This window comes from Paenibacillus sp. 11B (assembly GCF_030487755.1).
GTDB classification, from domain to species: Bacteria; Bacillota; Bacilli; order Paenibacillales; family Paenibacillaceae; genus Paenibacillus; species Paenibacillus vandeheii.
On record NZ_JAUKNS010000005.1, the window covers coordinates 294,782 to 307,393 of the forward strand.

The window sequence follows — 12,612 nt, forward strand, 5'->3', positions numbered from 1 at the left end:
CAAGAAAGAACTCCATTCACCTTCGTCGGGAATGGAGTTCTTTGCTTATCTTGCCTATGATCACTAGCCTATGTTTCATAGGTCTTTTTTATATCCCAATTACGGACTAACAGTACCGCCATTGGCGTTCAATGTCTCGCCGCTCACATAGCTGGATTCCTGGCTCGCTAGGAAAACAAACGCAGGCGCCATTTCCGCAGGCTGTCCTGCACGGCCAAGCGGCGTATTGGAGCCGAAATCAGCAAGCTTCTCTACGGGTTGTCCACCAACGACCTGAAGCGGTGTCCATACCGGGCCTGGAGCGACGACGTTCACACGGATGCCTTTGCTGCCAACTTGTTGGGCCAGCGCTTTGCTGAACGTGTTGATTGCTGCCTTGGTTGTCGCATAATCCAGCAGGATTGGAGATGGCTTGTATGCCTGAATAGAAGACGTGTTAATGATGGAGCTGCCTGGCTTCATGTGTTTCACAGCTGCTTTACAGAGCCAGAACATCGAATAGACATTGGTTTTGAATGTCGCATCGAATTGTTCTGTGGTCAGATCGGCGATCTGCTCAACAAACTGCTGTTTCCCTGCCACATTGGCAAGAATATCGATCCCGCCGAGCTCTTTTACAGCAGATTCAATAAGTTCTTCGCAGTATTTCTCATCCTTGAGGTCACCTGGAATCGCAACAGCCTTGCGGCCTGCTTCTTCGATCAGCTTAACCACTTCCTTCGCATCGGCTTCTTCCTCAGGAAGGTAAGCCAGGACGACATCCGCGCCTTCACGGGCAAAAGCAATAGCTGCTGCCCGACCAATACCGCTGTCTGCTCCGGTTACAACCGCTTTGCGGCCGGTCAGACGCCCGCTGCCTTTATAACTTTTTTCACCGGCATCAGGTACAGGAGTCATTTCACGTTGAAGCCCCGGCTCCTCCTGCTGCTGCTTCCAATCTGATGTTGCCTTTGGATATTGTGTCGTCGGATCTTGCATGGTGTGCTGGTCTTGATTAGCCATGTTCAATTCCTCCTCGGATTAATTTACACCCTATAAATAGAACGAAATGATTCTACACTGGTCACTACGCGGTCAGAGCAACCTTCCGATCGCTGTTATCCCCAGATTTTTTCTATCCCTAATTAAGGGGAAATCCGGTGATAAAGGCGAAGCATATCCTTTCGAAGCAGCTTTCTTTTAGAAAGCTTTTAGTTTCACTTCTCCAGGCTTTCTCTGCCCTCTACGTTAATGTGTAGAAAATAAGTTCAATTTAAATAGACTGTGTAAATGTAAATTTCTTTATTATGTTGTTTTCATAAAAGTTGCACTCTTTCCTTTGTAACCGAGATGGGTGGAATTTAAACTGGCTCTGAACATTTCCATGGGAAACTTTCCGACTTTGAATCTCCAGTGACTGGAGGTTGTATAATAGATGATGAGGTGATCTTGTGGACCAAAGCAAAGATACTTATTCAATCGGTGAAGCGGCCAAAATGATCGGCTCGACGGTCAAAACGATTCGTTATTACGATGAAATCGAGCTGCTCCGGCCCTCTTTTCATACGGAAGGTGGTCACCGTCTCTATACACCACAAGACGTGTGGCGCCTGGAACTGATCACAACACTTCGCTATTTGAATTTTGGCATACCGGATATTCGCAAGCTGATGTCTGGTGAACTTGGCGTATCACAAGCGCTGGACTTACAGATCGAAGCCTTGGAAACTCAGATCGGAACAATGAATTCCATGCTCTCCATTCTGCAACAAGCCAAACAGCATGAAGCAGAAGATACGCTCCATTCCGGACAGTCTCTTGCGTATGTTACAAGTCTGGTGGATTCGCTAACCGCCAATGCCCAAAAAAGGAAAAAGTTCATCTCCACCAAAATGGAAGAATCTCATCTGCTGGACGGCATTCCGCATGAATGGAGAGTTTCGTTTCTGCATTTTTTCGACAAATACATGATGAAAGATACGAAGCTGTCTGCCCAGCAAACACTGGCATGGAAGGAAATTCAGGAAATCATCAACGATCCGGCCTACATCGTCGATCTGGCCCGTCTTGAACTTCCCTTCTTCACTATGGCGAATCATCCACAGATTGAGGCAGACGCCTGGGTGAAAAAAATGGAGACCCTCCGCATTCGTGCCACTGAAGCTCTGGAGAAACGTTGGCCGTTAGATAGCCTCGCAGTGCAGAGCATGGTGTGGGATTTTGTGATGATGTACGCCAGTGTTGAACATGCTGATGATCCGGAAGCATTTTTTCGTAAACAGGCTCGTTATATGCTCGACTCCGTGACAGAGCGCATCCTTCGTTTTAACAAGCTCTGCAAGATCGTGAATCCCGAATGGAGCCAGATCGTAGACGGCATTAATCTGTTGCAGGAAGGCATGCGACTACGGTTAAACCAAATGGAAGAAGACTGAAATTCAGTCTTCTTCCATTTGGTTGTTCAGCCTTTTTTCAATGAATAGGATGTATGTTCTCCCACTTCACTGTCCAACTGGAGCGGTTGTCCTTTCAGATAGTGGTTGAAGAAATCGATCGTTGTATCGTTCACGATTTGGTGGGCTCCCTTAGCATCTACACCCTGTGACCATTCGAGAATAGGAGATATCAGATAGAGGTCCGAGAAGCTCAGATGTTTGGTCTGATTCAGCTCCATCCAGTAGTTCCCTCCTGCGGTCATCGGTTCATAACGGGTATATACTACTTCGTAGTATTTCTCTGCTTCCGGGCGGGTCGTACCCATAGCTGCAATCTCATCGTCACTCATAACACTTGTACCTGCAACAGTCGTGTCTGCACTCATCATCAGGAACGGTTTGCCAACGCCTGCTGTCGGTATGCGTTTCTCCCCAAACAATACGCCGTCCATGTTCATGCCTGCTTTGACACGAGGATCATCCATCAGCATCTGTACCGTTGTTGCCCCGCCAAATGAATGTCCAAACATGCCGATGTTATCCAGATCCATATGACCGTTAAAACGCCCGTACGGATCAGTTTCCGCCAGCTTTTCCACTTCATCCAGCACAAATTGCGCATCCTTCACCCATGTCTCGTTGAGCTTGTCCATATAACTGAATTGCAGCTGATCGAAGCCTTCCTTGCCCTCGGATTCAAACTGCGCCACACGCCCATCCGGGAACACGGAGACCAGACTGCTGTACGTATGATTAATGCCCACAACAATATAACCTTGGCTGACCAGCTGCTCCACCTGGAACGTATTTTGATTTTCATAGCCATGCAGACCATGAGAGAAAAGGATGACCGGATACTTGGCTTCCGCATCAGATAATGATGCCTCCTGAATGGCATGGGTTTTAACTTGACTCAGGCTTGAAAATAAAAGCTTTGGCAGCTTCAGCACATCATTAAAGGCTGTTGCATAGACCTCCGGATCATTCACATAAGGAGCTGTTGTTCCCTTGGTGTCTTTATCCGTCGGATACCAGATCTGCACCATCAATTCCCTTTTGTCCCCGGCTGTACTCGTCAGCAATTCCTCCCGGCTCTCATCCGTCCAGTCATAGGAAACCGTACCGATTCCGTAAGGACCTGCTGGTGTATCAAACGAAAATACCGGGAACAGAAGTGGAAGCCCGATGGTCACGACTGCATATACCAATATCAACAGGGATGTTCCGATGACTCGCACACGTCCGAATTTCCGCTCCACGGTTGACTTCGACCTCTTAGCGATTAACACAATCAGTGGAACCAGTGTGAGCAGATACGCCGGAATCATAGGCCACCGCAGGCCCTCGACCAACCCATGAAACAGTAATAACGCACCCGATATGACCAAGCCTCCCCATACCATGTTCCAGGATTTATTCCTCCCCCCAATCAACCACACCAGCATTACGACATTGAAAATAAGATAAATCCATTCTAGTGTCCTCATCTGTCCTTGCCCCCTTCTCTGCCACAATTGAATTTGAGCTATATCGTGCAGCAGCTCTTCTATTACCAATCATAAAACCTCCGGTAACAGGAGATTCAAGCCTCAATTTTGAAAAACAAAAAAAGCACTCCCTGCATCACACTGGATCTCCCGAAGGATTCCAATGTGGACAAGGAATGCACGTATGATGTTACGATATAAGCTGACTAGGGAAATTATACACCTTGCCACTACGAGTGCCGCACCATCTTATCTTTGAGCTGAGGCTAGTGGTCGTCTCCTCCATCTACCCGCTGTCTGTTCCCTATGCCAAATACGAAATATCCGATCACAACGATCGCCATAAATGTAGCCCCGACAATCAGCGGTAATCGCGTATCCGGGTTAAATGCCATACCGATAATAACAAGTGTCAGATATACGATGATGATGTAGTTGCTGATCGGGAACCATTTGGACTTAAAGGTGTGGTCTCCCATCTCGTTGCCCCAACGCTTACGAAATCTGAATTGACTAAAAGCAAGTGCGAACCACGGAACCATTCCCGGAAGAACACTTGCACTGTAGATGTACAGGAAGAGCTTCGAATCCGGCATCAGGTAGTTCAGCACCACACCGATCAGCAGCAAAGAAATCGTGATGATAATACTGTTGCGGGGAACCCCGCCTTTGGACAGCTTCTTGAAAAAGGCCGGTGCCTGTCCATTCTCTGCAAGCGTATAAAGCATCCGTCCTGCACTATAAATCCCACTGTTACATCCTGACATCGCGGCAGTGAGTACAACAAAGTTGATAATGCCCGCAGCGGCTACAATCCCGACTTTGGCGAAGGTCAGTACAAACGGACTTCCCGTTTCTCCGACTTCATTCCAAGGATACAATGTCACGATGACAAAGATCGCCCCGACGTAAAAAATGAGAATACGCCACACGATGTTTTTGATCGCTTTACGCAGCGTAACCTTCGGATTCTCCGCTTCTCCTGCCGTAATTCCGACCATTTCGACGCCCTGATAGGCAGCCGTTACGATACACAGGGCAAATAAAAATCCTTTTAGACCCCCGGGGAAAAATCCTCCATGGCTTACCAAATTTGACAGACCAATCGGTTCACCACCATTACCCAGACCGAAGAAGATCAGCCCGGTTCCGATTACAATCATGAAGACAATCGCTGTCACCTTGATCAAGGCAAACCAGAACTCAAACTCGCCGTAAAACTTCACAGCTGCCAAATTCGCCGCCGCAATAATAAGCACGCCAGCCAAGGCAGGCAGCCATTGTGGTATATCCGGGAACCAATAACCCACATAGATTCCAATCGCCGTCACTTCCGCCATACCCACCGTAACCCAGAGGAACCAGTAACTCCAGGCAGTCAGGAACCCGGCAAGCGGGCTAATATATTTATGAGCAAATGTGGCAAACGAACCGGTCACTGGCTCCTGTATCAGCATTTCCCCCATAATCCGCATGACAAAAAAGATAATGATCCCAGCCAGCAAATAGGCTAACAGCACCGAAGGACCTGCCCACTTGATCGTACTTGCCGATCCCATAAACAATCCAACGCCGATGGTGCCCCCAAGTGCAATCAGTTCAACGTGTCTGGGCTTAAGCCCTCTAGATAGTTGCTTTGATTCCAAACGACATTCCCCTTTTCGTGTGTACATCTTACGATTGTAAGGTTACAACTCCACATTCGCATTACCGCAATGCAGAATTACTTCACCAAATTGTACGAGATGCGTCAGAAAAATACAACAAGGAATGTAAGGAAGCGGATTCATTATGCACTAACTCATCAGTTCGTTGAATATCCTTTCCCAGCGACCACTATGCTCTTCCTCCACAAGTAAAGGAACAAACCCCAACCGGAGATAAATAGAAATGGCCGGGAGCCTGAAGTCATCGGTTTCAAGCAGGGCTGCTTGTTTGCCCTCTTCTCTCATTCGGTGCAAGGCAGCCAGGGCGATGGTATACCCCAGTCCCTTCCCTGAATGTCCCGGCAGAGCGCCCACCATATGCAAATATCCACAGTTGATATCGGCATCCTCTTTCTCCCAAGCTACAGCAGTGGCGACAGCAAGTCCCTCATAACAGAGAAACAGAATCTTCTCCGGCATAAATGGCGGCTGGAAACCAATCTTGTCGCCGAAGGCAATTTCCCTCGCAAAGGAAATGCGGATCACATGCTCCCATTCTGTAACATCTCCGGGGTGAAATGATCTGAGCTTGTAGCCTTCCGGTATGTCCAGCTGCGGCAGATCCGCCAACGTTTCCTTTTTCATGACCAGCTTGGAGCGTTCATCCCTCATCCTTCAGAGCCCGCCTTTCCTCTAAAATCCGGAAATGTCACGGTGTTCCCGCCCAACTTCACGGATTCCATGGAAAGGAAGAAAACCGAACTCCAGGTCACGGCGTCATAGACATCAACCAGCGGACTTCGATCTTCCTGAATGGCGGAGATGAACTCCTCCAGCACCAGAAAATCACCCCCGCCATGCTTCGTTCCGGCAGCCAGATGGCCCCACTGCTTCCACTTTGGATGGTCATATTCCGGCTGATAACGGGACATCTCCTCCCACATTTCCGAGCCATCCTCCCCATTGACAGGAGAGCGGTCCTGGAGCCATACGAGGTCTTCCTCATATGGATGGCGCGCTGACAAATAAGCGCCTTTGGTTCCTTGCAGCATATAATGCGTTTTATTGTGGGGCCGAACGGAAACCCAATCGACACGCAGCGTAATTAGAACACCCTTCTCGGTTTTCAGAGCGGCAACGGCTGAATCCCCTTGGCTCCAGTAGCCTTCACGGGCAGCCGGGTGATCCTTGCCAAATTGCTCACTGAAATAATTCTGAAGCGCTCGCGGTTCAGAGACTTGCGCCGATATGCTTTTAAGCCGATCACCTCCGGGTTTATTCAGTGCAATCCATTGTGCGGCAGGTCCAATGGAATGTGTCGGATAATTGACTCCGTTGTAATTCTGGTGAAGCTGACCCCGCCAGGTTAGCGAGCCGTTCGGATGATGAATCAGATGACGCAAATCATGAATATAGCCACCCTCCACATGGGTGATCTCTCCGAATAGACCTTGCTGTGCCATATGATTAACCGTCAGATTGGACCTGGAAAAGCAATAGTTTTCCGACATCATATATTTCAATCCCGTACGCTCCACCGTCTCGACCAATTCCCAGGCTTCCTCAAGCGACTGTACCGCAATGACCTCACTTAACACATGCTTGCCTGCGTTCAGCGCATCAATTGAATGCCGAGCATGCATATGCATCGGGCTGATCACGAATACTGCATCAATCGAAGCATCCTGCAGCATTTCCGAATAGTCGCTGTACGTCCTGATTCCTGGAAAAATCCCCTTCCACTGCTCCAGCACCAATTCATTCAAGTCACAAGTAGCCGTCAAATCAATACGGTCAGCCAAAGAATGCAAGGCATTCAAAAAGCTTGCCCCCCGGTTGCCACCGACAATCGCCAGCCTGACTCGCTTGCGGCTCATGGCGTCATCTCTTTCTTGCCAGACAATAACGTAAAGATCAGTTCTGTTGAATCATGGTCGCCTTTGGCATCAGGATGCGGCTCATAATCATACAACCCTTTGACAAACGTCCTCGCCAGTTCCTGATAGTTCGCGCCTTGCAGTTCAACCGTATGTATGCTCATCTGCTGGTCCTGAAGGTTGACGAGCACCACGGCAGGGATATCCGGCACAGCCGCGATTTGTACAAAATGCCACTGGTCTCGCTGGATGACAGACTGAACATGATTGTGTCCGTTAAAGTAAATGCCCTGACCCTGATGCTCCTTCAGGACAGACCATAGGTCGAGTTCCGGATCAAGAGACATCATCGGCTCTGTCGATCTGGCCGTTGTATCGTATACAGGATGATGGGCAAAGACGAGCAGCGTCTTCTGTCCATACTTGTTCATCTGTCCGCGCAGCCAATCCATCTGTTCTTCATCCATCATGCCGCCCCAGTGGTCGGGATTCTCGCGGGCAGTATCCAGCACCAGCAGGACCGCCTCTTCTTCTTCAATGGCCAGATAACGCTTCTGTCCGGTTGTAGCTTCAAGCTCGGCCTTGGAACAGGCATGGGTGTCATGGTTGCCCAGCGCGTACAGAAATCTCCGTTGCGGCAGCGCCTTTTGAACTTTGCTCATAATAAAATTGAATTCCAAAGGTTCACCGGCATGTGTCAGGTCACCAATAGATATATGATAGTCCGCCGAGAAGTCCAGAAATTCTGCCAAATACGCTGTATAAAAAGCATCCCTTGCCTCAATCATCTGGTCATCTGCATCAACTAACAGAGCAGGATAATGTAAATCCCCCATTACAATCAATCTCATCCTCAATCTCTCCCTTATCCTTTGATGCCCGAATGCATAAAACTGCTGATGAACTGCCGCTGGAATACCAGAAAGCCAATCAGCATCGGCGCCGTCACGATCAGCGTAGCTGCACTGACATCCGTCCACTGCGCACCTGCTTCGGTTGATTTCGCAAACATGGCCAGCCCTACCGTCAGCAGACGATTCTCCGGGGAGTTCGTCACAATGAGCGGCCAGAGAAAGTCATTCCAATGAAAGCTGATGGAAACGATCGCAAACGAAAGGTAGACGGGCTTTGACAGCGGCATGTAAATCCGAAGCAAAATGCCCAGCGAGGAACAGCCCTCCACACGCGCAGCCTCCTCCAGCTCGTTGGGAAGCTGCTTGAAGGCTTGCCTTAGCAGAAAAACGCCGAAGGCAGAGGCGAAATAAGGCAGCATAACCCCGATCTTGGTATCCAGCAGTCCCAACTCGTTAATGATCTGATAATTAGAGAAAATGAGTACATCTGCCGGCACCATAATCTGCACAAGAAAGAGCATGAATAAAATATTTCGTCCCACAAACGCAACTCGTGCGAACGCATACGCTGCCAGTGTCAATGTGAAAATCTGAACCGCGAAGATCCCTGCGGTCACCAGCAACGTATTCCACATGTATTGTCCGAACGGTGCCCCTTCCCATACCCGACTAAAATTATCCAGCGTAAATTGCCAGGACCAGCCGGCACCAATGGAAGCCTCTCTGGGAAGAAAGGCATTGCGCACCATCCACATCAGCGGAATCAGCCACACGGCAGCAAACAACAACATGATTGTATGCCAAACGACTTGTCCGGCGATCCGGCGGCGCCGTGCGGATTGGAACTTCCTGTCCAGCGACAGGTTGTCCTTCTTCTTCATCGTTTTGACGGACAAGGACAGGTCGGCTGTATTCTTCATGATTGTCCATCCCCCTCCACATTTTACTGATAATGAATCTTGCGTTCCCATCCGGCAAACTGAAGACAGGATATAATCAGGAGCAGAACGATCATTACCACGGTCATGGCCGCTGCCATCCCCTGGTCATTGTAACTAAAGGTCGTCTCATAGATGTAATACAACAGCAGACTGCTGGCATGATCCGGCCCTCCCTTGGTCATCATCCACAGATGATCCACCCATTTGAACGCATTCGTGATCGCCACAACGGTGACAAACAGTGTCGTAGGCATCGTTAGTGGAATGGTGATTCGCAGCTGCTGCGTCCACGCACTGATTCCGTCTACCGAGGCGGACTCGTATAAATCTTTCGGAATTTGCTGCATACCAGCCAGATAAAAGATCATGAAGTATCCCGCTTCCTTCCAGACGGTCATTACGATCAGCGAGCCCAGCACCGTATCCGGATTGCCGAGCAGATTCACCTCACTGCCTGCGAACCAGGAAGCAAACCGGGCAAATAAACCAAACTGAGGCATATAAAGAAACAGCCAAATGCTCGCAGCGGCGATCATTGGAATCATATTCGGGTAGAAAAAAGAAACTCGGACCAAGCTTTTGCCACGGATTGCTTTATCAGCAAATAATGCCATTACAAAGGCCAGCGCCATAGACACAGGAACTGTCCCCATAGCAAACCAAATATTATTTTTGAACACTTCAACAAAAATAGGATCATGCAGCAAAGCTTTATAGTTGTCCATTCCGACAAATACGGGAGTGCGAACAGCCAAATTCTGCTCAAACAGACTGAGCCATGCCGATTTAAGCATCGGATAATAAGTGAACATGCCAAGAAACAGAAGAGATGGCAGTACAAGCGCCCACCCAAACCCGTTGCGCCTAAGCTTCTCGTTCCAGCGGGTATTCATGCCCTAACTCCCCCTTATACATTATGCGCTTTGCTTTTCCATTCGCCGCTTATAAAGAGGTATGGGCGGGAGGCATATGAATGGCTTCCCGCCAGGCTCTCTTCATACTGAATACTTGAATGCAGCAGCTTTATTTGTTAAAAGGAGCGAGCACACGATCCGCCTCTTCTTGCGCGGCCTTCAATGCTCCGGCCGCATCAATTTTGCCAGCCAGCGCGGATTGAATCTGGTTCGTCAAAGCCGAAGACACCTTGCCATGGTTATGTGTGGATAATTCCCTGAACGCATACTGCAGCTGGTCGCGGGCAACGAGTGCCTGCGGAAAGCCATCGGTATAGGTCTTCATTGCTTCCGTATCATAGGCCGATTCTCGCACCCCAACATAACCGGATGACGAACTGAACAGTGCAGCCTGCTCAGGCGCAGTCATAAACTTGGCGAATTCCCAGGCTGCTGCCTGTTTCTCGGGAGTCGTATCCTTGAAAATATACAGGTTTCCCCCGCCCGTAGGTGATCCGTATTGCTTATTAGCGGGTGCGAAGGCTACACCGAAGTCGAATTTGGCATTGGTTTTCACATTCGTCAGATTGCCGCTGGTGTGCATCATCATAGCCGTCTTGCCTTCAATAAAGTCAGTTGGCGTAGCCGCCCAATCAATAACTCCCTCAGGCATTACCTTGTACTTACGGGACAAATCAAGCCAAAATTGCAGAGCCTCAACGTTCTCAGGCGTATTGAAATTGGCCTTCCTGCCATCGTTGCCCATAATGCTCTGCTTGGGATCGCTCGCATTCTGTCGGGCAAGCATCTGGAACATCCAGTAGGAATCGTCATTGCCCGGAATCTCCAGCCCCGTATGTCCATCACGATTCAGCTTTCCGGCATATTCCACCAACTCATCCCAATTGGTCGGCGGCTTATTCGGGTCAAGCCCGGCTGCCTTAAACATGTCTTTGTTGTAGTACAGAATGATCGTGCTTCGCTGGAACGGTATGCTGTAGGTATGTCCATCCGCTTGGGTATCCTCCACGAAGGCCGGATAGAAGTCATCCTTGTTGTAATCCGCATCCTTCGCAATAAAATCATCGAGTGGAATAATCGCTTCCGTGTCCAGCATGCTGTACAGCTCGGTGGACATCATTACAGCCACATCCGGCGGCTGGCTGGCTTGAACGCCTGCCTGAATTTTGATCGTATTATCCCCGTAGTTTCCGGTATAGACCGGCTTAACTTTAATATCAGGAAACTTCTCCATAAAAGAATTCGTCATTCCGTCTATAACCTTGGTGAGCGGACCACCGACGTTGACCGGATAATAAAACGAGATTTCAACCGGCTCCTTGGATGTCTCAACTGAAGCGTTGCCGGATTCAGTTGTTGAAGTCGCTGTAGCTGTTCCCGCCTTTGAATCCGCTTCACTGGCCCCTCCCTGACCGCAGCCGGTCAACATGAACGTTAACCCAAGCGCAATCAGCATCATTCTACCCTGCTTTAGCATGTATTTTCTCCCCTCATATGTGCAGAGCTTTTACGGCCCTGATTAAAATGCGTAATGTCTGAAATTCATGCTTACACGATTCGAGCCTACATCAAGGATATGCAGGACCGCACCATCTGCCGTGGGAAGTACAGTGATGCCTTGCGCTTCATTGCTGCTTCCAAGATTCCGGTCAAAGGCCAGCGTGACAGCTCCGGTTTCCGGATCAATCCGGTAGACGGATTTTTGTGAATTGTTATCGGAAGAAGCGTACAGCGCACCGTTATACATCTCTGCACCCTGAATGCGATCAATAGTCTGACTAAGCGGTACCGTTTTGATGAAGGTCATGTCACTGAGACGAAATACATTCAGTACCGGCGCATTGTTCCATTGGGCTGTGTAGACTTGGCCGCGAGCGGCATCCACCGCTACCCAGGGCACCCCTCCGGGATGAAGGTTCAGCGGAAGTTCATAGGAGATTCCGGTGTATTGAAGGGTCGAGGCATTATAAACGGCAATGTAAGGATGCTCGTATTTCTTGCTGTCTTCGATCGGAGCATAGATCAACCCGTTGTAATACGAAATGTCGCCAATGTGATCACCGCCCTTTAGAGCTATCTCAGCGGGGATGGCAACTGCATTTCGCGCCTGCACCGTCTTGCCGTCCAGTGCCGTCTTGAGCAGACCAAGCTGGGAGTTAAAAATCCATGAGTTTCCGTCTGTTGTGACGCCTTGGCCGCGCTCAAAGGCATCGGTAAGCCAAAAAGTCTGCTTGGACACCTCATGCCAGGATTCGGCTGCCTGTTGAGCGGCTACTGCATAATCCGCAGCTTCAGCCGCGACGGGGACCGACCATGCACCAGATGTTAAAGAACCTGCAAGCAAGACTCCAGCACAGACCCAACCAGACACTTTGTTCAGTTTCATTAATGGACTCCTCCTGAATTGTGGGCCTGCTTCTATAGTGGCTCGTCCATTATAGAAGCAGTAACCTCCGTTTTAGCCAGCAGAACTCACTGC

Annotated in this window: 11 protein-coding genes; 1 reads left to right on the forward strand and 10 read right to left on the reverse strand. The window is 49.3% G+C overall.

The window, feature by feature from the left end:
* Positions 1-99 precede the first annotated feature (99 nt).
* Positions 100-1,002 carry an SDR family oxidoreductase gene (locus Q0V21_RS23430; protein ID WP_024631293.1) on the reverse strand — a complete coding sequence of 301 codons (903 nt, stop codon included), beginning with the start codon at positions 1,000-1,002 and terminating at the stop codon, positions 100-102.
* A 428-nt stretch (positions 1,003-1,430) separates the two neighbouring features.
* Here Q0V21_RS23430 and Q0V21_RS23435 point away from each other — a divergent pair, with 428 nt between their 5' ends.
* On the forward strand, positions 1,431-2,414 hold the full coding sequence (locus Q0V21_RS23435) for a MerR family transcriptional regulator (RefSeq protein WP_301880830.1): 984 nt from the start codon (positions 1,431-1,433) through the stop codon (positions 2,412-2,414).
* 26 nt (positions 2,415-2,440) lie between these two features.
* On the opposite strand, the gene Q0V21_RS23440 is transcribed toward Q0V21_RS23435, so the two are convergent.
* The 9 genes from Q0V21_RS23440 to Q0V21_RS23480 all read right to left on the reverse strand — a co-directional run bounded on the left by Q0V21_RS23440 (position 2,441) and on the right by Q0V21_RS23480 (position 12,519).
* On the reverse strand, positions 2,441-3,901 hold the full coding sequence (locus Q0V21_RS23440) for an alpha/beta hydrolase family protein (protein WP_301880832.1): 1,461 nt from the start codon (positions 3,899-3,901) through the stop codon (positions 2,441-2,443).
* A 266-nt stretch (positions 3,902-4,167) separates the two neighbouring features.
* A complete protein-coding gene (locus Q0V21_RS23445; RefSeq protein ID WP_094938936.1) occupies positions 4,168-5,547 on the reverse strand; it encodes an amino acid permease in 1,380 nt (459 codons plus the stop codon).
* Positions 5,548-5,697: 150 nt separating this feature from the next.
* Positions 5,698-6,219 carry a GNAT family N-acetyltransferase gene (locus Q0V21_RS23450; protein WP_024631297.1) on the reverse strand — a complete coding sequence of 174 codons (522 nt, stop codon included), beginning with the start codon at positions 6,217-6,219 and terminating at the stop codon, positions 5,698-5,700.
* A complete protein-coding gene (locus Q0V21_RS23455) occupies positions 6,216-7,424 on the reverse strand; it encodes a Gfo/Idh/MocA family oxidoreductase (RefSeq protein ID WP_024631298.1) in 1,209 nt (402 codons plus the stop codon). The genes Q0V21_RS23450 and Q0V21_RS23455 overlap by 4 nt, the downstream gene beginning before the upstream one ends.
* A complete protein-coding gene (locus Q0V21_RS23460) occupies positions 7,421-8,275 on the reverse strand; it encodes a metallophosphoesterase family protein (protein WP_079350441.1) in 855 nt (284 codons plus the stop codon). The genes Q0V21_RS23455 and Q0V21_RS23460 overlap by 4 nt, the downstream gene beginning before the upstream one ends.
* Before the next feature lie 14 nt (positions 8,276-8,289).
* Positions 8,290-9,069, reverse strand: coding sequence for a carbohydrate ABC transporter permease (locus Q0V21_RS23465; protein ID WP_029881046.1), 780 nt, complete (start codon positions 9,067-9,069; stop codon positions 8,290-8,292).
* A gap of 152 nt (positions 9,070-9,221) precedes the next feature.
* Positions 9,222-10,112, reverse strand: coding sequence for a carbohydrate ABC transporter permease (locus Q0V21_RS23470; protein WP_301880833.1), 891 nt, complete (start codon positions 10,110-10,112; stop codon positions 9,222-9,224).
* A 130-nt stretch (positions 10,113-10,242) separates the two neighbouring features.
* A complete protein-coding gene (locus Q0V21_RS23475) occupies positions 10,243-11,610 on the reverse strand; it encodes an ABC transporter substrate-binding protein (protein WP_301880834.1) in 1,368 nt (455 codons plus the stop codon).
* A gap of 42 nt (positions 11,611-11,652) precedes the next feature.
* Positions 11,653-12,519: a DUF6923 family protein gene (locus Q0V21_RS23480; protein WP_079350443.1), complete on the reverse strand. Its 867-nt coding sequence runs from the start codon at positions 12,517-12,519 to the stop codon at positions 11,653-11,655.
* Positions 12,520-12,612 lie beyond the last annotated feature (93 nt).